This is a genomic window from Tractidigestivibacter sp., assembly GCF_050946515.1.
In the GTDB taxonomy this organism is placed as follows: Bacteria; Actinomycetota; Coriobacteriia; order Coriobacteriales; family Atopobiaceae; genus Tractidigestivibacter.
This window is the reverse complement of the sequence record NZ_JBMNUX010000006.1, coordinates 116,776-135,912: the sequence shown is the minus strand read 5'-3', so window position 1 is coordinate 135,912 and position 19,137 is coordinate 116,776. Positions and strand designations below refer to the sequence as shown.

The following is a 19,137-nucleotide window of genomic DNA, read 5'->3' as shown; positions in this document are numbered from 1 at the left end:
GCCCCCTCCGCCAATCCAAGACGCAACGAGGCGCCATCGTTCCAAGAATCTGTTCAATTATATGCCCCGCTTAGCTCCTCGCGAAAGGCGGCGAATCGCCAAGCAGACAGGAGCGGGCAGAGTGACCAAGCTTATCCCAAGGCCACGCTTTTTGCCACAATGCCGCCGCCAAGGCAGACAAGCCCCTCATAAAACACAGCAGACTGCCCAGGAGCGACCGTGCGCACAGGCTCGGGGAAGCTCACGCGAGCGCGGCCGGCGTCAAGCGGCTCGACAACCGCGCGCCTCAGCTCGCCCGTATGGCGCGTGCGCACGAGAAGCTCGCCCTTTCGAGGAGGCTGACCGCTCACCCAATGAGCATCCTCTACCTCAAGGTCGTGGCACCAAAGCCCCGGGCAGTTGCGGTCGGCGGTCACGTAGACAACGTTTGCGTCCACGTCGGTAGAGACCACGTATCGTGCGGGGCCTCCGCCCAGATCAAGCCCGCGGCGCTGCCCGACCGTGTAGAGAAAAGCTCCGTCGTGGTGACCCAATACCTTGCCAGTCTCCCACTCCACGATGTCGCCCGCACGGCGCTCGAGCGAGTCGAGCAGAAACGTGCGAATCCCCACGGGCCCCACAAAGCAGATGCCGTCCGAGTCGGGCTTGTTCGCCACCCCCAGGCCTCGCTCGGCGCACATGCGGCGGACCTCGGCCTTGTCACGGATGTCTCCCACGGGAAAGAGCGTGCGCGAGAAGACCTCGGCGCCGACGCGCCAAAGAAAGTACGTCTGGTCCTTGTGCTCGTCGACCGCGCGCAAGAGCCGCGCCTGGCCGTCCTTCTCGCTTGGCTGCTCTACCCGCGCATAGTGACCCGTGGCTATAAAGTCGGCCCCCTGCCCAAAGGCGCGGTCGGCAAAGCTTCCAAATTTGATTGTCTGGTTGCACATGACGTCGGGGTTCGGGGTGCGCCCGTGCGCATAGGCGTCCACAAGGTAGTCGACGACGGTGTCTTTGTACTCCTGCTCAAAGTCCCACACTTCTAGGTCGACGCCCAGGCTCACGGCAACGCGCTCGGCATCGGCGAGCTCGTCGGCCCAGGGGCACTTGAATCCCGGGAGGTCGCGCGACCAGTTCCTCATGTATATGGCCGTGACGTCATATCCGCGCTCCACGAGAAGGGCGCATGCGAGCGCCGAGTCAACGCCGCCGGAAAGCCCCACAAAAACACGCTTGCCCATCAGCGCTCGCCTCCCCTTCTGCATGCGCCGACGGCAAGATCGCCAGCAAGCTCAAGCATTGTTGCATCGTCCAATCCCACACGTTCCATCTCGGAGCGGACAGCCTCCGCGATCTGCTCGGCGGCATAGCCAATCTGCCGCTCCGTGGTGGGCCGGCCGAGCGTCATGCGCAGGCTCCCCTGCGAAACCGCGCGCGGGAGCCCTATGGCGTCGAGCACATGGCTCACCTGCATGCGGCTAGCCGCGCAGGCGCTTCCCGTCCCCACCGAGACTCCGCGTCGCTCTAGCAAGATCACAAGACGCCTTGCCTCAAGTCCGGGAAACGAGACGTGCAAGAGCCCTGGCAGACGGTTCTTCCGGCTCCTGGGGCCAGAGACGACCATCCCCGGAAACTCCGCCGCAAGCGCGCCTTCAAGCTTGTCTCGAAGCTTCGCGAGGCGCCGAGACTCCTCGGCGCGCCCCTGCTGAGCAAGCTCGAGGGCCTTCGCAAACCCGACGATTCCGGGCACGTTTTCCGTGCCGGACCGAACGCCGGACTCTTGCCCGCCCCCCAGGACAAGCGGGCGTAGGCGCACCGAGTCGTCCGCCCAGAGCAGGCCGACCTGCTTGGGACCATAGACCTTTGAAGCCGACAGCGTCACCATGTTGGCGCCAAGAGACGTCACGTTAATCGAGAGCGAGCCCGCAGCCTGCGACGCGTCGGTATGTAGGAAGAGGGGCACCTTCGAGCCTTCGGCCAGGCGCTTCTCGCGAATCTTGTCCAGCTGGCGCGCCACCTCTCGAACGGGCTGGATTGTGCCAATCTCGCCATTTGCAAGCTCGACGGAGACGAGCTGCGTGGTCGGCTCCACAAGCGCAGCAACCCTCTTGGGGTCGACGCGGCCGTCAGGACCAACCGACACGACGCAGTTCGGATGCGCGTTTGCGCAGGCAAGGACGCTTTCGTGCTCGATCTCGTCAACGACCACATGCGCGCGCTGGTCTATGGCAGCAAACGCAAGGTTGTTGGCTTCGGTCGCGCCTGCCGTAAACGTGACGTTTGCGGGACGAGCCCCCATCAGGCGGGCGATGTCGCCCCGGGCGCGCTCAACGTCGTCGCGAACCGCGCGAGCCCGCGCGTAGGGCGCCGAGGGATTCTCGAAGCGCTCGGTGAGGTACGGCGCCATGGCATTGAGCACCCGAGCATCCAAGGGCGTTGCCGCGGCATAGTCAAGAAACGCCTGCTCGGCGGTATTGTCGGACGCCATCACAGGTCTTCCCCAATCACAAGGTTCTGGAAGCGGTTAGCTATGAATTCGTCAGTGTAGTGCTCGTCTATCCATTCTTCGAAGGAGTTTTGGGCAGCGATGCCGGCGTCCCGCTCCGTCTTCCGGTCAAAGCACGCAAGCGTCATCAAAAGATCGGCCGTCAGGTAGAGCGCTACGAGCGTCACAAACAAGACCTGGCGCTTTGTGGTGGGCATTCCGATGCGGTAGAGCAGCGGCGGCATGATCACCTTTGTCCAGACAAGGCCGAGAACGCCCCAGAAGAAGAGGAACCTCCACGCCACCCACTGCGTGATGTGGTCGGGAAGATACATATACGTCCACGACTGTGCGTTGAAAAGCGTCTCCATCGACCAGCCGGTCAGCTGCTCGAGCCCCCCGCCAATAGCCGCCGAGATCAGGAAGATCTGCCAGGCCTTGGCGTGCTTGCGACGCAAGTTGTAGCAGATGATGGTCAAAAACAGCGAGCCGAATCCATAGAGCGGCGAGAAGGGGCCCCACACGACCCCGACGCGGCACTGCGTGAGCCCTGCGGTGATGAACATCCAGACCTCTTCGACGAAGAGGCCGGCGATGCAGCCAAGAAAGAAGATGATGACGCCCTGATACCAGGTGAACTTCATGTTGTCCAGGTAGGCGTTGATCGCATCGGCCTCGGTCTTGCCCGCGGTCACCACCTGCTCCGGAGCGCTTTTCTCTTCGAAGTCCCGTAGGTCCTTCTCGGCGACCGTCTGGGCGGCCTTTTGCGCCCTGCGTGCCTTGTAGACCTTCTCGGAGTCGAGCTTGCGACCCCTGCGCAGCCAATTCCAGAAGTAGCGAATAACGCGAATGAAGCCCTCTACCACAAGGGCGACAAAAAGAAGCGTTAAGAGGCTGATGATCATAGCGTTGTGCTCCCCTGACGGGTGCCCAGAGCGGGCGTCAAAACTTTTCAGCCCGTCTAGCATACGACAGGGATGCGCATTATCGAGCAGACGTTGCCTTGTGCCCCCTTCGCTTCAAGGCAATTTCGTCAATTTTCCGTTTTCGCTTGCTAAAGCTTTTCGGTTCGCCTATATTGCACCTCGCGCATCGCGGGCTTGGCGCAGTTGGTAGCGCGCCACCTTGCCAAGGTGGAGGTCGCGGGTTCGAACCCCGTAGCCCGCTCCAGGACTTGTTTGCCGGCGCGTCGGCCTTTCGGCTGGCGCGCCGGCTTATTTTTTCGGCGCAAGACGGCGGAGCCTCGCGCATACAGCAAGGCATGCGCCACGCCGAGCAGCAGGAGAAAATCCTCGCCTCTCCTAAGCGTCTCAGCCAAAACCGGGCGAATGTTTTCAAAGATTTATCTCTTGTCTCGCTCGGCAGCTAAGAAAAGAAAACTTTAACTACTGAAAGTTTTATGATTTAAAAATTAATATACCTGAAAAGTATCAAAAAAATAATCCCACCGTTTGCACCCATTCAGGAAGTCAACCCCCATCGATGCTGCTATGGTTTAGGTCAAGTTAAAGTTTCTGAATTAGTCGTTCAGGTTCGCCACTAAGAGCAGAGGTGAGATCGATGGCGGGGAGAGACGCCCCGGGGCGCAATGATCGTGACCTCAGGAAGCTCGGCAGGCTTGAGTTGCTTGACATTCTCGCTCAAGCGACAAAGGAGAACGAGGATCTGCGTGCCGAGAACGAACGGCTCTCCCATGAGCTCGCGGACCGCCGTCTCGCTGTTAAGAACGCAGGGTCTCTTGCCGAAGCCGCCCTCGCCGTGAACGGATACTTCTCTGCCGCCCAGGCGGCAGCCGACCAATACGTTGAGAATGCAAGGCTCATCCTAGAGGACGCCCAGAAGCAGGCGGAAAGGATAGTCGCCCAGGCCGAGTCCGAGGCTAGGGCAATCAGAAACACCCCTCGAACAGGAATTACAGAGGTAGCGGGGCAGTCGGCGCCTCCACAAATCTCGAGCGTGGAGGGCGAACGCAATGAGTGAGGCCAAGGCACGCCCTGACAAGGTTCCTGACTCCAACGGCCCTGCAGTCATTGACTCCGAGAAGATCGAACGGGAACGCGAGCGCGTCGGGCGCGCCATGTCGCGCCGCCACACCGCCATGGTCGTGGCTGGGACGATCGTGGTGGTCGCCGCCATCGCCATCGTCATGTCCAACACGCTGTTCTCCGTGCTCCAGGTGCGCGGCACCAGCATGGAGCCCACCATCACCGAGGGCGACATCATCGTCACCAACCGCTCCCAGGACTTTGGGCAGGGGGACATCATCGCCTTCTACTACAACAACAAGATCCTGCTCAAGCGCGTAATAGCCTTCCCGGGAGACTGGGTGGACATCGACTCCGAAGGCAACGTGTTCGTGAACGGCGAACACCTGGAGGAGGCCTACGTCTCCGACCTTGCGCTGGGAAACACCGACATCACCTTCCCCTACCAGGTTCCAGACAGCAGCTACTTCGTCTTGGGCGACCACCGCAGCGTCTCAGTGGACAGCCGCTCGAGCGTCGTGGGAACCGTCACCAAGGAGCAGGTCATAGGCAAGGTGCTGTTCTGCGTCTTTCCCTTCGAGCACTTTGGGGCGGTGACGTGACCGTGGTTGGAATCCGAGGCTCAGGGCCGTAAGGGCAGGCAACCGATTCGCCCCATCAAATCTGGCAATGACCGTCCACAGTCAGAGTGGCGGCAGAAGAGAGAAGGAGCAGGTATGAGAAAGTTCAGGAAGAGGGCAAGGACACTCGGCACGACCGTGCTCGCCATGGTGCTTGGTGTGCTGCTCGCGATGAGCTCCATAGGCATTGCGTACGCAGCCAACGGCGGCATCAAGATCGAGGTGGACTCCGACAAGGTCGAGACCACGCACCAGCTCAATGCCTACCAGGTGTTCTCAGGCACGTTGAGCGGCTCGGGCACGTCCGATGACCCCTACAAGCTCGCGGACATCGTGTGGGGTGACGACGTCGATAGTGATTCCACCACGGATGGGACGAGCCTTTTGAAAACCCTGCAGGGCGACAGCGCCTTTAACGTGACGAAAGACGGGTCGACGGTCAACCTGTTCAAGGACTGCACCACCGCCGCTCAGGTAGCCGACGTTATGGATGATGAGGCTTTCACCGCCGACATGGCGAAGGCGTTTGCAAAGGACGTCAAGGCGAACAAGACGGGTAATGGCACAGCTCTGACGTACCATCCGAAATCTGGCGATCAGAGTGCCTATTATGGCGTCACTGGCATAGAAGACGGCTACTGGGCCGTCATTGACGAGACCCCGACCTCGACGCTCAAGAACGACCAGATGCAGGACGTCGTCCTGCAGGTGGCTGGTACGGTGACCGTGACTGAGGCCAAGATCAATACCGTCCAGTCCGGCAAGGACACCAAAGACGGCGTCACCACCCCGACAAACATCACGGTGAACGATACCGCCTGGGGCGACACCGACGACTACAACATCGGCGACGACGTCCCGTTCCGCATCTGGGGTACCGTGCCTGCCGACGTTGCCGAGTACACCGACGGCTACGACTGGACCCTGACCGATACGCTCGATGATGGCTTCACGCTTGGAACTACCGCGCCTGAAAATCTCAAGGTCTACACGGCTCCGCTGAATAGCGACGGTACTCCGAACTTTGCATCGGCAACCGAACTTACCGACTACTCCACCTACCTGGACGTTGCCGTTGACGCTACCAACAACAAGTTCACGGTCTCTGCCAAGGCGAATGATTCCAGCGGCGATGATGCCGACAAGGGCTCCATGGCCTTCGTTGACAACTCCACGACATTTGCCGGCAAGGCCATCGTCGTGACCTACACCGCCAAGCTCAACTCCAACGCCGTGCCCGGAACGGCCGAGGTCAACACGGTCAACCTGACCCATACTACCGACAAGTCCAGCCACGGTACCACGGGCACCACGCCTGATGACAAGACCTACACGTTCACCTACGAGCTGGACAACACCAAGGTCGACAGCACTGACAGCACGAAGACCATTGGCAATGCGAAGTTCAAGCTTGTCCGCCTGAACCCCGCCTCCACGGATGAATCCAAGTCATACGACGTGGCGAGCATCGCCGACGGCAAGGTCACCGGCTGGACCGCAGTCTCCGGCTTTAATACCGAAGGCGCGAACACCCTCAACGACGGTGATGAGATTACCTCCAGCGGGACGGACGGCACATTCAACGTCCAAGGTCTGGACGAGGGAACCTACTACCTGGTCGAGACCGTGCCGCCGACCGGCTACAACAAGCTGACTGCGCCTATCGAGTTCACGATTGCTGCCACCACGGGTCTTGATACTCAGACCAACCTCGGCAAGATCGAAAGCCTGTCGCTCACTACCGAAGATCCCGCCAAGGCCGTCGATCAGACCACTGACATGACAACCGCCGGCAAGGTCGCCCAGAGCGTGGGCAACACCCCGGCTGGCACGCTGCCCTCCACGGGCGGCTGGGGCACCGTCCTGTACGTGACGGTGGGCGTCGTCGTCATGGCCATCACTGCAATGGCGCTCGCGAAGCGTCATCACAAGACGGACCAGGACGCATAGCCAACAGCCGCGGGGAGACGTGCGCCGTCCCCTCGCACATCCCCTCCCGCCGGGATACCCGGCGGGAGGGGCCTTTGGAGAGAGGCCATGAGAAGAAACGGGGACAAGGGCAAGAGGGCCGGAGCTGGCAAGCCCAGGGGCGGGCGCGTCGTTGACGCGCTGCTCGTCGTTGGCTTTCTCTTCGGCCTCGCCGTCCTTCTCTATCCAACGGTCTCAAACATCTACACCACGCACGTAATGGAGAAGGCGGTCTCAAGCTACGACTCCTCGGTCTCCTCCTTGACGCAGGAGGACTTCGACGCCGAGTGGGCCAAGGTGGACGCGTATAACGCCGAGGTCGCCAGCATTGGCTTTACGACGTCCTTCCCCGAAGGGATGCACGCCGAGTACATGGCCGCGCTCAACCCCCAGGGAGACGCCATCGCAATGATGGGGCATGTCGAGATCCCCAAGCTGGGCATTGACCTGCCCATCTACCACGGCACCTCCGACGACGTCCTCACCGCAGGCGTCGGGCACGTTGAGGGCTCGTCGCTTCCGGGTGGCGGTCCCTCAACGCACACGGTGCTCTCCGGGCACCGCGGGCTTCCCACCAGCGAGCTCTTCACCAACCTCGACCAGCTTCAGGTGGGCGACGTCTTCTTCATCCACGTGCTCGACCGCGACCTCGCCTACGAGGTCGACCAGATTCGCATCGTCCTGCCCGACCAGCTCGACGACCTTCAAATCCAGCAGGGCGAGGACCTCTGCACGCTGGTCACGTGCACGCCCTACGCAGTGAACACGCATCGCCTGCTCGTTCGCGGGCACAGGATCGACTACCCGGACCAGGGGTATGTGGCAGCAGACGCAACGAGGGTCGATCCCCTCCTCGTCGCCTGCATACTCGCGGTCCCGGCATTCGTCGCCGTGATGGTGGCGCTCATCGTGCGTCGCCGCCAGAAGCGCGAAGCCCGCGAGGCAGCCCGTCGGGTTGCCTCCACCATAGGGAAGGGAAAAGAAGGATGAGAAGAGGATTCTCACCGCACTGGCACCGTTTGCTTGCAGTGCCCATGGCGCTGCTGCTAGCCCTTGCCGCTACCATCGGCCTTTCGCCTCGAGTCGCCCGAGCGGAAGGCGCATGCAGCATAACTGTGCAGGCAGGTGACGGGACACCCGCGATTTCCGGAATGAGAGTCCGCGCTTGGCGCATTGCCTCCATCGATGGCGACTGCGCGCTGGTTGAGCCGTTCTCTGAATCCGGGGTCTCAACCCTAAGCGACGACGGCTCGACCGAGTGGCCCGGCGATGGCACCAAAAAGTGGTCGCAGCTCGCGGAAGGGCTCTACTGCTACGCCATTGTCGAAGGCGTTCCGGCAGACGCGGCTGCGGTCACCAATGCCGGCGGCACCGCAATCCTCAGTGGCCTCGATGACGGCGTCTACCTCGTGGTTCCCCAGACGCTCGCCGCCACGGACGGAATGTCGTGGTCGTTCTCGCCTTCCATCGTAAGCGTATCGACCCAAAGCGGGATGCCGGACGCAACAATCACCCCCAAGGGACAGAGCCTCACAGAGCCAGAGAGACGCGGCGTGATGAAGCTATGGGATGACGATGGCTCAGGTCGCCCTGACAGCATAACCGTGCAAATCAGCTGCGACGGCAGCCCCTTCGCCACCGTCGAGCTCTCAGACGACAATGGCTGGCGTTACGAGTGGGATTGCGAGACCGGACACGAATGGACCGTTGCGGAGAAGAACGTCCCATCCGGCTACTCCTTCACAGTTGACGCGCGAAGCGACGGCTCCTTCGTCCTGACGAACCACAAGTCAGCCAAGCCTGGCACGAGCACTCCATCAGGCAAGACCTCGCTGTTGACGCCCGGCACAGGAGAGCAACCCACCCAAATCGCACTCATTTCGCTCGTTGGCTGCAGTCTGATTGCCGTAGCGCTGGTCGTGCGCGCGCGGCGTGATTCCGCCAGCGCACCACGCGAGCGGGAGAGGAGGTAAGTCGGAATGACGAACCTTGAGGACAAGATTCGCAGGGCTCTGAGACGCGTTGGACAGCGTCGCGTCATGGGAAGGGTTATTGCCGTGCTTTGCGCGGTGGTTGCTGTGACGGTTTTGGTTGGCACTGCGCAGTTCGGCTTCACGCTAAATGATGCCAGCAGCGCTGAGGTCGGCATCGTGGAGACCTCTGAGAAGAGCGTCGCCAAAGACGACGAAGGCACAGCGGCTACCGAGCAAGAGCCAGAGTCAGACGACGCTGCACAAACCGTTCAGGAAACTGCATCGACTGAAGAAGCTGCAGCTAGCGCGTCTGACCAAGGCGATAGCAATGCTTCCTCTCAAGCGGCGGAGCAGTCTACGCCCGCTAAGGATACCTCCGCCACTCAGACCACATCGGCCTCTGCTTCGGACGCCTCCTCCACGAAGGACCAGTCGGCTTCTGCCGCGGACGCCTCCTCCAAGCAGACTGTCTCTGAGCAGCCTGCTCCGACTGAGACGGCGACAGACTGGGAGAAGACCGTCGCGGGGGTTACCTTAGGGGACGATCCCGCAGCGAACATCGTCGCAATCGCGCAGACCCAGGTGGGCAACGTCCAACGCTCTGACGTGACTGGCAAGGCCGCTGACGGCACCACCCGCGCATGGAGCCGCTATGGCGCATTCGCGGGGGACCCGTACGCCGCACAGCCCGCCGCCCTTCTGAACTTCGTGCTTCATTATGCGGGCAACGACACCCTACCCTCCCCCGACGTGGAAGCGCCGCTATCCGCCTGGTCGAAGGCCGTCTCGAACGCCAACGAGAAGCTCCTGCTTGCCGCCGACGGGACCATGCCCGAGCCAGGGAGCATCGTCCTTCTCGACGCTAACGGCGACGGCGCCATCGACAATGCAGGAATAGTGGAGCTTGTGGCACAGCCCGGGGCCTCCGCTCCCGCCGCCGCTGCCGATGCGCTTGGCGCCTACACGGCGCAGCGCGACGCAAACGCGACAGGCGCCAAGCGCATGCAGCTGATCCTTGTTGACGACACGGGAACCGTCGTCCGCTGGAGCATGGGGGCCGACGACGCGCGCATCTTGGGCGTTGTCCTGCCTGAGGTCCCCGAGGAGGAGCCCTCCGACTCCGCGGGGACGGAGGACGAAGCCGCCTCGGGCGCCGAGGACGGTGCCGAGACAGGCTCCGCAACCGAAAGCGCCACCGACGTGGAGGACACCGACGCCACCATTCCCGACGCGCAGCAGGACGCCACGGCGAGCGACGCGGCAGGCCTCGAGTCCAGCGTGCCAGAGGAATCCAGCACGTCAGAGATATCGACGGTTGCCTCCGAGAGCCAGTCAGCCGACACGTCCTCCCTTGCAGACCCCCTCTCGAGCCCAACATCAGGGAGCGTTCGGAAAACGAGCCCCCTCGCCCTGACGATCTCGTCAATGGGGATCTCCCCGATGGCGACCAGCGCAACGACCGGCTCCATCACCGCAGGGCGCGCCACCATCGTCAGCGGCTCCAACGGCACGACCAGCGACTCCACCGAGCGGACGCAGGGTTCCGACGGCGTCTATTACCGCTACACCGGGGAGGTGCTGACGACCAACATCACCATCAACGAGACCAACGTCGAGGACACCTCGAAGGTGCGCGTGTACGTCCAGCTCACCCCGAATGACGCAAGCTGCCCCGGAGAGATTTTCACCTCGTCGAACAACTCCCTCGTGGATGGCGGAACCTACACGTTCGCCGATGGACACGAGTACTCGTTCCACAAGGTGACAGGCACTGACAGCACCTACTACCTCGAGTTTCCCTATTACGGAAGCGGCTCTTCCCTCAACCTCAACCTAATCACCACGTACGCCTCCCCCACGACCCCGGGCGGAGGGGCAAAGATCTGGGCGGTCACCGTGCCAGACACCGAGGAGACGGGAACTCTCGTCTCGAGCGCAGAGGTCCAAGAGGGAGACTGGGCGACTTCGCGCGACGAGTACTTCTCGTCCAAGGTTGATGCCCCAGACTCGGACGCCGTCCTCGTGAGGGGAACGGTGACCGACAACGGCGTCAGCAAGGACGTCTACTTCCTAAAGGGCGTGGCTTTCAAAGCAACGAACAACAAGACCGCCCGCACCTCACCGACAACCAAGACGCTCGGGCAGGACAACGTGCAGAAGGTCACCTACACCGACACGACCGACCTTCCGGACGGCGTCTGCCTCAACCCCGAGATCGTCGCCGACTGGGGCGACAAGACCATCAGCTCCAATGCATACAACCCCGGAGCTCACACGCTGTATTGGAAATACGGCAACGATTCTGTGACCTACGCCAACTACGCATCGCTGTATTGGAACGACGAGAATGGCGTCGCCCACCGAATCCTCACGCTTCAGGACTTTTGGTCGAGCACCGGCACGGGCAGCAACGGGCAGCATCCGTGGCCCGAGGCGAAGCTCGTCGACGGCAATATCCAGCTGGTATGGCACTTCGAAGATCCCAACTGGACTTCGGCGACAACCGCCTTCAACCCGGCGAAGACCTATAGCATCAGCTACGGTGACAACGTCTTCGTCACCGACATTCCCACGGACTCCTCGACCGCCTCGGCAACCGTGTCCAACAACGTGAGCCAGACCGTCGACTACAGCTGGACGGATGACTCCACATCGAGCTCGAACGCCACCACCAAGGCGATAACGGTTAGCCCCACGACCCTTTCCGTCACGAAGACGCATGACGAGGACGCGTATCCGACAATCAGCAGGGGTGACCCAATCACCTTCACGGTCACGGCAAAGGCCTCCGGAACCGACCCCATCTCGGCAACGACGATGGTCGACGAGCTTCCGACTGCCTACTACGTGTCGTCCTCGCAGATTTGGAGCATGCTCGTAACCGACACAACCGACGGACCGAACCTCACGATCTCCGCAGAGAACGTTCGCATCGTGGAGCGCACTGATTCCGGGCAGCCATCCTCGGTGACTACCGCAAGCGGTGGAACCGGCTCGCCCGACGCCCAGCACTCAAACGATGGCGGCACCTACTCTAACCCGCCCTACGACCCAGGCAACGTCAAGAAGTCGAATGCGACGATGTCGTTCAGTCGTACCTCCGACGGCAAGGTCCAGGCAACGATTGACGGCACGACGACGACCGTCGACAGCGCGGACGCCCTGCAAGCACTTCTCGACAGCTCCGGAGTCGTCATCCAATACGAGACGACCTACAAGCTCACCTACACGATTCCTGACGGGACCATTGCGGCAAACGCCACCGTCACCTGGGATAACGTCCAGGCGACTGCGAAGGACAGCTTCATGCTTGCCAGGGACGATTCCACCGATCGCGACCAGCAGAAGCAGTCCCTCGACGGTGGCGACGGCACAAACAAGGCAACGGTAAATGCGGGAAGCCTCACGGCATCGGGGACCGACAGCGTTCCCATAACGAACGAGTACGCCATCAGCAAGCAGGCACAGACGGATGGCGACTGGTTTGATGCAGGCTCCGCAGACAAGAACGTGACTGGCGCGGGAGACGTCGCGTCCTACAAGATCCAAGTCAGCCGCAGCGGCTCCGACTCGAGCCCCGAATACGATGCCCTCCCGTTGGAGGACCAGATTTGCAACGGCCAGGTCCTTCTCGCCCCGGTGAGCCTGAACCCGGGACTCGAGCCCTCCGGTCTCGAGACAATCGAATACAACGGGGAGTCTTACTACAAGCTCGCTGCGAACGGCTCGGAAAGCGCCACATACAGCAACGTCGTGTTCTCGGGAGTCTCGGCTGGGAGCGGGACGACCTTTACCGCCGCGAGCGTCGTGGTGACGCCTGAGTCCTCCGACACGACCACCCTCGTGCGCTGGTACCTGCATACCGCCGACTATCCTAAGGAAGGCGTCGTTGAGATTGACTACCAGACGCTTCTGGACCCGACTTCTACAGGCTACAAGGTTCCTGCGGACAGCGACTCCTATACCTCGAAAGACTATGCCTTCCTTGGCGACATGCAGGGCGAGCGCCTCTTCGACGAGGCCGACGTCAAGGTCTCCAAGCTGTCGCCGGAGAAGGGCATCGTAACCGACAAAATGGTCGAGAGCGACCCGTCCGACGACGAGACCACTTCGACCTCGATTCTCAGCGATGGCTCCGAGGTCACCTACCGCATCAAGGTCAAGTATACGGGCGACGGCTCGGCGCAGACGCTCACCAGCGAGGACTTCTATGACGCGCTGCCCAAGAGCCTGACGGGAGACGCGACGTGGTCCTGGGCGGATTCCGGGCACGTCGTCTCCGTCGAGTTCCCCCAGCAGGACGGAGTGACCGTCACCGGAGGCGACACGTGGAGCGTCTCTGACGTCGCACCGGGGAGCACGGAGACCGATTCGACTCAGCAGTACCTCGTTTGGGGCGACGGCTTCAGCATGACCCTCACCGGCGATGCGTATGTCTACGTGACGCTTCAGTATCCCTCGGACGACCTCTGGAGTGCGTACGAGTCTGCCTACGCCTCGACGGGAGTCCAGAACACCGTGCACGTGAGGGACCAGGAGTCGACCGTCTACCACGCGCTCGGAGAGCCTGCAAAGGCAAGGCTTCAGAAGGGCGTGGTGGAGACCGGCACGGTCAGCGATGGCCACAGCCTCTCGACAACAAGTCACAATGGCTACAAGCTTGCCTGCATGCCGGTCAACGCTTCGACGGGAGTGGACGGGCGAACGTCCTACACGCCAGACACAGGCAATTACCTTGGCTACGTCGTCTATTACGTGACAATCGTGAACGACGGCAGCTCCCGCCTCTACCTCAACGACATCCAAGACAAGGTTCCCGACGGGTTCAAGTATCTTGGCGGATATGGCGTGGGGAGCAACACGTCCATCAACGGGAGGAGCCTCACCGCTTCTTGGAACGGCCACGCCGGCTCCATCCTGAGCTGCCTCACCCAAGGGGACATCGACTTCGACTACACCACCGGCGGCAACGTCTATGCAGGGGGATTTGACGACTGGGGGACGACCTCTACCAAACTCCCCTTCACGGTCACCGGCTCGCGCAGCTCCTACACCGCAAAGATTGCGGGAATCCACGCAACAAACGAGGGAGGGAATCTCTACTTCAAGATCGACAACACATATCCCGAGAACAACTTGGCCGGCAACGACCCGAAGGAGCAGGGCAACCTCTCCTATGACAGCATCCGCGACCAGTACTACCTCAACCCCGGCGAGTATCTCGGATTCTCGTACGTGATGCTGACCAACGACGCAGACGGGTCCAACGTCGAGACGAACGTTGCAGCAATGCCGTTCGATAGCCGTGGCGTTGACGTCAGCGTCGCCGAAACGGACATACAGTCCAAGGACTTCGAGAGCGCGAGCGCCAATGACGGCGACTCCTCAGTCGAGGACAGGACGTTTGCGAAGGAAAACGGCCTGACAGGCTCGTCCACCACGAGCCAGTGGCTCGTCTCCTCCGTAAGCCTCAACCCGCCCGAGGTCGTGCCGGGCATCACCAAGGTCGTCGCGTCAAGGACCCAGGTGGGGTCTTCGTCTCCCAACACCGACACCACATTTGCGACAGGAACAGACACCATAAACTGGGAGGTCACCGCGAGAAACGACGGATCCGCGCCAATCTCCAAGTACACGATCAGCGACATCGTCGGCTCTCCCTATCTGTACACAGGAGACGTGAAGCTCGCCCTGAACGGAAGCGCCGCTCGTACGATAATGAGCTTCGGCGAGTGGACGTCGACAGATGGGTCCACGCCCGTGACGGCAGCGAACGCGAAGTCGGTTGTCGTGTCCATTAGGAACCCCGCGACATGGTCGACAACCACGACGACCCTCACCGTCAACGGTGGCTACGTGGCATTCAGAGGGTTGAATTCCTCGTCCTACTACTACCGCGCCGCCCTCAAGCGCACTGACGATGGTAGGCTCCGGCTGGACATTACGGCATACTCCGGATACAAGACCAGCAGCTCCTGGTCCAGCGACGATCAGTCAATCCTGCCGGGACAGCAGGCAGTGCTCCAGCTCAGCACGGTCAACAAGAGCTCGGCGTCCTCCATGACGCTGTTCAACGACGCCACCTTCACGCCGCTGAACACCAATACCTACAACGAGGACAAGGTGCAGTTTGGCACCAACATCGACTACGACGCCTTTGACGGCTCGAGCACCAGCTCTCGCCGCTCGGTGAGAGCGCAGGCAATCATCCCGATTCGAGACTATGCAGGCGCCACCGCGGTAATCGGCGTGACTGCCCCCGTAACGGAAGAGGATGGGTCCGAGTCGAGCGTCACGGCCTTGTGCACGGATGAACCCAACTACGTCACGCTCGAGAACGCCTCTGACGTGTTCACGTACACGTTGGACGTGAAGAACGTGAGCGAGAACAACATGACCGCGTTCACCATCATCGATGGGCTTCCGGAGACGGGCGACCATTACTCCTTCTACACGACGAACGAGCGCGACAGCCAGTTCAACGTCGACTTCGCCACCAACCCCAAGGTCACGGTTCAGATCGTGGACGATGAGGGCAACATATCCCTCCTGGATCCTTCGCTCTACACCGTAGAGTGGTCCGAGAAGACAGAGTTCACGCAGGACGACTGGGATGGCAAGACCTCAACGGGCTGGGACAGTTATCCCGATACTGCGCGCTCCTTCCGCATCCGCATGGCGAACGGCACCATACCTCCTGGGTATATCGTTCGCGTTACCTTCGACGCCAAGGCCAACAAGGGAACGATTCCCACGGGAAAGAGCGCCATCGCATGGAACTCGTTCGGCTATCAGGCCACCATCAATGGCAACAACCTCGAGGCGACCCCGCTCAAGGTGGGCGTGAGGGTCATGCAATCGTGGAATGCCACCATCGTGAAGTTCGCAGAGGACTACACCTACGAGGACTCCACGACTGGAGAAACCGAGACTGGAAAGATCTACGACGGGACCGACGACGAGCATGCCATGACCACCGACGAGGCAACCCTTAAGAAGGGCGACCAGCTTCCTGGTGCGGTGATTGGGCTCTACTCGCCCAGCGTCGACGATAAGATCGATGACTCCGACCTCGAGAGCAAGCTTGCCGAGTACGGCCTGCTTGCCGGTGACGTCCCCAGGACCATCAGCAAGGACGGAGCCGTCTACTACCTGAAGGACCTTGGAGAGACGGCAGAGTATAGCGCGGGCTTCTTGAAGCCCGCTAATGGCGCTAATGGCGACTACCCGCCTGCATTCGTGCAGTTCACCGGGCTGACCGAGAGCAAGTACCTGGTAAAGGAGCTCAAGGCGCCGGAGGGGTACACGCTCGGCAAGAACAAGGAGCTAATCATCACCGCGGACACCTCGTATGACGTTGGCATCAATAAGGGAAGCGAGCTGCCCAGCACCGGCGGCGATGGTGATGATGACGAGACGGCGACAGAGGATTCGTATAAGGCCAACGCATTCTTCACAGATGAGACTGGCTATTCGCTACCCGAGACTGGCGGGCATGGCAACGAGAGGATCCTTGCTTTCGGCTTGCTGGTTGCGCTAGCCTGCTTCGTTGGTCTTGTCATTCGCGGCCGTAGGAAGATTAGTGAATAAGCGATCGGACGCACAAGCGAGAGCTCAGGGCGCCCCTGCAAGGTCAGGGGCGCCTTCCGCTTCCCACCGCGTCGCAGCAAGGGTCGTGTGGGTGATAGGCGGCCTACTGGCAGCGCTGGTAGTGGCAGGTGTCGCCCTCATGGCATACCGGAATGTGCTTGCAGGGCAATGGGCGGCTGAGAACGCGGGGGTTGTCGAGAAGCTTCAAGGAGAGCTGCCTGGCTCGTCCCCCAGCATGCAGTCTGCCGATTTGCTTTCAGTGCAGGTTGATGGCATTTCTTATGTTGGCATCCTCAATCTGCCAGCACTTGATACAGCCCTCCCCGTAACAGCATCTTGGAGCGAGGGTCAGCACTGTCCAGGAGTCGTCTCTGGTTCTGTCTCCAGCGGCAATCTCGTGATTTCGGGACCGAACCTCAAGGGGTGCTTTGAGGGCATCGAGCGCGTGCCAGACGGCGAGAAGGTTTCATTGCAACTTGCGGACGGTTCGACCGAGACTTACGAGGTCGTCTCAGGAGAAACTCTCTCCGCAAGTGATGACCCCTCTCTGGTAAAGGGCGCAGACGATTGGGACCTAACGCTGTACTGCTCTTCCGTAAGTTCCACACAGCTAGACGTTTTGCGGCTGCGCAAGGAGCGCTAACGTTCTCGCTAAGCGCAGGCAAGACAGAGGCGACCCGCTCAATAAGGCAGTGAGATAGCTGAAAATCTATTCGGCGCTTCTTGCAAATAAGGCGTTATCTGTCTATAATAATTTCTCATGTCTGCGGGCTTGGCGCAGTTGGTAGCGCGCCACCTTGCCAAGGTGGAGGTCGCGGGTTCGAACCCCGTAGCCCGCTCCATGCGAACCCCACGGGCCGGAAGGGATTCCGGCCCGTGCCTTAATTCGGCGAGATGGCCAAGTGGTAAGGCAAGGGCCTGCAAAGCCCCCATCCCCGGTTCGAATCCGGGTCTCGCCTCCAGAAAATGATGACCGACCTTCCCTTGCGGACGGTCGGTCTTTTTTCTTCTGGCTTTGTGCAAATTCCGGAGGGCTTTAATGCCTGCGCTCTTGAAATTTGCGGTTGTAGGTCAAAAGTATTGCATTGGCTAAGTATCACCGAAAAGGTAACATTTTTCTACCTGCAATTCTTTGCCAAGTTAAAGTAAGAAAACTCTACGCTAACCTCAATTTTGACCTACAACCGCAATTTTTCAAAACCTGCCTCCAGCCTTGTGCCTCGAAACGACTAATAGCGCATCCGAGAATCGAAATCCTTTCTTCGAAAAGAAAAACCAGCGTCCACGCAACGCCAATGAGCCATCGCTCCCCCCTGCCGAATCCTCCTATAGCGACAGGCCAGCCCCGTAGCAGTAGCAACCGACTCTCCCACGACGACCTGCCCGCAGGCCAGGATTAACAAACACGGCAAGACATTTCAGGGGAGCTCAAACAGCTTCGCGGCGTCTGGTGTCTGATAATCCGCCGGCGCCCCCTTCCCTGGGCTGCCGTGGAGCGGCACCGCCGCAACACCAATTCTAGAAAACGCCTGACCTAGCTCTTCCCAGAGCCGTCAGAGCCGTCGCTCTCCTCTTCAAGCGACGGCACCGCCTCCATGATCGTCGCGACTGCTTCGTTCGTCTCGAGCAAATCTGGGCGTGCCACAAGATAGAAGCTCGCGTGCGCTTCGGGATCGGTGATGGGCACCGCGACACGCTTGACCGGGTCGTCCTGCTCGCTCTTCAGATGTTGCTGGTATATCACCACTGGAGCGTCGCTCGCGAAGCCAAGAGCTCTCGTCGTGCGCATGAGCTCCCTAAAAACCTGCCTGTCGGACTGGCGGATGAAAAGCGCGTGGGGCATCATGCGCTCGTGAACGCCATTCCAGAACCCGATGGTGTCGTAAAGGATGTAGGTCTCATAGTCCAGGTCGCCAAAGGAGACTGACGACCTTGAAGCAAGCGGATGGCCTTCGGGCGCCGACAGGTACAGGTTCTCGCGCATGAAGAGCCGGCAACGCATTCCCGGCACCTTGCGCATCGCTATGGCGACGTCAAGCGTACCGTCATAGACGCGCTGCTCGAGGGCATCCTCCTCGAGCATCTCCTGCCTGAACATCGTGCCTGGCAGGCTCTCCACGACAAACGAGGTCAGATACCACAGCGGCGCAGGCGCTACGGTGCCGATGCGCAGCATCTCGCTTTTCAGCCTTGAGGTCGCAATGTCGTCGCGCATGCGCTGAGCCGAGCGGACAAGCTCTTCCGCAGCCGGAAGGGCGGCACGGGCCTGCTCGTTTGGGCGCAGGCTGTTTGATCCGCGCTCGAAGAGCGGGCCTCCGAGCTCGCTCTCAAGCCGCTTGAGCGAGCGAGAGAGCGCTGGCTGAGAGATGTTCAGCTTCTTCGCGGCGCCGGAGACCGTCCCAACATGCATGACCTCGACAAACTGTCTCACCTGCTCAACGTCCATAGTGACCCCCTCTTGCTATGCGTTGCTTGCATTGTATCCGTCAGCGAGAAGCGCATGAAATGACAGGGAGAAAGTTTTCTCGCCCGCAAGC

General features: G+C 60.9%; 11 protein-coding genes and 3 tRNA genes. 10 read left to right on the top strand and 4 right to left on the bottom strand.

The window, feature by feature from the left end; all coding sequences use genetic code 11:
• Positions 1-131 precede the first annotated feature (131 nt).
• Genes mnmA through ACOYJL_RS05470 form a run of 3 tightly spaced genes read right to left on the bottom strand, consistent with a single transcriptional unit; the run spans position 132 to position 3,369 of the window.
• Complete coding sequence (mnmA, locus tag ACOYJL_RS05480; protein WP_433569212.1) at positions 132-1,220, bottom strand: tRNA 2-thiouridine(34) synthase MnmA; 1,089 nt, start codon at positions 1,218-1,220, stop codon at positions 132-134.
• The gene (locus ACOYJL_RS05475) at positions 1,220-2,467 is read right to left on the bottom strand and encodes a cysteine desulfurase family protein (protein WP_433569211.1); all 1,248 of its coding nucleotides are present in this window, start codon (positions 2,465-2,467) and stop codon (positions 1,220-1,222) included. The genes mnmA and ACOYJL_RS05475 overlap by 1 nt, the downstream gene beginning before the upstream one ends.
• Positions 2,467-3,369: a putative ABC transporter permease gene (locus tag ACOYJL_RS05470; RefSeq protein WP_433569210.1), complete on the bottom strand. Its 903-nt coding sequence runs from the start codon at positions 3,367-3,369 to the stop codon at positions 2,467-2,469. Before ACOYJL_RS05470 ends, ACOYJL_RS05475 begins: the two co-directional genes overlap by 1 nt.
• A gap of 189 nt (positions 3,370-3,558) precedes the next feature.
• On the opposite strand from ACOYJL_RS05470, the gene ACOYJL_RS05465 reads away from it, so the two are divergent.
• The 10 genes from ACOYJL_RS05465 (at position 3,559) to ACOYJL_RS05420 (ending at position 17,562) form a co-directional block, all read left to right on the top strand.
• Positions 3,559-3,634: transfer RNA gene (locus tag ACOYJL_RS05465), tRNA-Gly, on the top strand.
• 390 nt (positions 3,635-4,024) lie between these two features.
• Entirely contained in the window at positions 4,025-4,444 is a 420-nt protein-coding gene (locus tag ACOYJL_RS05460; protein WP_433569209.1) for a DivIVA domain-containing protein, read from the top strand.
• Positions 4,437-5,051 carry a signal peptidase I gene (lepB, locus tag ACOYJL_RS05455; protein ID WP_433569208.1) on the top strand — a complete coding sequence of 205 codons (615 nt, stop codon included), beginning with the start codon at positions 4,437-4,439 and terminating at the stop codon, positions 5,049-5,051. The genes ACOYJL_RS05460 and lepB overlap by 8 nt, the downstream gene beginning before the upstream one ends.
• Before the next feature lie 114 nt (positions 5,052-5,165).
• Positions 5,166-7,019 carry an isopeptide-forming domain-containing fimbrial protein gene (locus tag ACOYJL_RS05450; RefSeq protein WP_433569207.1) on the top strand — a complete coding sequence of 618 codons (1,854 nt, stop codon included), beginning with the start codon at positions 5,166-5,168 and terminating at the stop codon, positions 7,017-7,019.
• Between the two features lie 87 nt (positions 7,020-7,106).
• Positions 7,107-8,027, top strand: a complete 921-nt coding sequence (locus ACOYJL_RS05445; protein WP_433569206.1) for a class C sortase — start codon at positions 7,107-7,109, stop codon at positions 8,025-8,027.
• Between the two features lie 161 nt (positions 8,028-8,188).
• Positions 8,189-9,010 carry a Cna B-type domain-containing protein gene (locus tag ACOYJL_RS05440; RefSeq protein WP_433569205.1) on the top strand — a complete coding sequence of 274 codons (822 nt, stop codon included), beginning with the start codon at positions 8,189-8,191 and terminating at the stop codon, positions 9,008-9,010.
• Between the two features lie 6 nt (positions 9,011-9,016).
• A complete protein-coding gene (locus tag ACOYJL_RS05435; RefSeq protein ID WP_433569204.1) occupies positions 9,017-16,600 on the top strand; it encodes a hypothetical protein in 7,584 nt (2,527 codons plus the stop codon).
• Positions 16,601-16,739: 139 nt separating this feature from the next.
• Positions 16,740-17,243 carry a hypothetical protein gene (locus tag ACOYJL_RS05430; protein WP_433569203.1) on the top strand — a complete coding sequence of 168 codons (504 nt, stop codon included), beginning with the start codon at positions 16,740-16,742 and terminating at the stop codon, positions 17,241-17,243.
• Between the two features lie 123 nt (positions 17,244-17,366).
• Positions 17,367-17,442, top strand: a tRNA-Gly gene (locus tag ACOYJL_RS05425).
• Positions 17,443-17,488: 46 nt separating this feature from the next.
• Positions 17,489-17,562: transfer RNA gene (locus ACOYJL_RS05420), tRNA-Cys, on the top strand.
• Positions 17,563-18,134: 572 nt separating this feature from the next.
• Here ACOYJL_RS05420 and ACOYJL_RS05415 read toward each other — a convergent pair.
• Positions 18,135-19,046: a LysR family transcriptional regulator gene (locus tag ACOYJL_RS05415; protein WP_433569202.1), complete on the bottom strand. Its 912-nt coding sequence runs from the start codon at positions 19,044-19,046 to the stop codon at positions 18,135-18,137.
• Between the last annotated feature and the right edge of the window lie 91 nt (positions 19,047-19,137).

What these genes read in the sequence shown, in the direction of transcription:
- ACOYJL_RS05440 (WP_433569205.1), top strand. Translation starts at nt 8,189, where the DNA reads ATGAGAGTCCGCGCTTGGCGCATTGCCTCCATCGATGGCGACTGCGCG.
- lepB (WP_433569208.1), top strand. Translation starts at nt 4,437, where the DNA reads ATGAGTGAGGCCAAGGCACGCCCTGACAAGGTTCCTGACTCCAACGGC.
- ACOYJL_RS05460 (WP_433569209.1), top strand. Translation starts at nt 4,025, where the DNA reads ATGGCGGGGAGAGACGCCCCGGGGCGCAATGATCGTGACCTCAGGAAG.
- ACOYJL_RS05475 (WP_433569211.1), bottom strand. Translation starts at nt 2,467, where the DNA reads ATGGCGTCCGACAATACCGCCGAGCAGGCGTTTCTTGACTATGCCGCG.
- ACOYJL_RS05430 (WP_433569203.1), top strand. Translation starts at nt 16,740, where the DNA reads ATGGCATACCGGAATGTGCTTGCAGGGCAATGGGCGGCTGAGAACGCG.
- ACOYJL_RS05470 (WP_433569210.1), bottom strand. Translation starts at nt 3,369, where the DNA reads ATGATCATCAGCCTCTTAACGCTTCTTTTTGTCGCCCTTGTGGTAGAG.
- ACOYJL_RS05450 (WP_433569207.1), top strand. Translation starts at nt 5,166, where the DNA reads ATGAGAAAGTTCAGGAAGAGGGCAAGGACACTCGGCACGACCGTGCTC.
- ACOYJL_RS05445 (WP_433569206.1), top strand. Translation starts at nt 7,107, where the DNA reads ATGAGAAGAAACGGGGACAAGGGCAAGAGGGCCGGAGCTGGCAAGCCC.
- ACOYJL_RS05415 (WP_433569202.1), bottom strand. Translation starts at nt 19,046, where the DNA reads ATGGACGTTGAGCAGGTGAGACAGTTTGTCGAGGTCATGCATGTTGGG.
- ACOYJL_RS05435 (WP_433569204.1), top strand. Translation starts at nt 9,017, where the DNA reads ATGACGAACCTTGAGGACAAGATTCGCAGGGCTCTGAGACGCGTTGGA.
- mnmA (WP_433569212.1), bottom strand. Translation starts at nt 1,220, where the DNA reads ATGGGCAAGCGTGTTTTTGTGGGGCTTTCCGGCGGCGTTGACTCGGCG.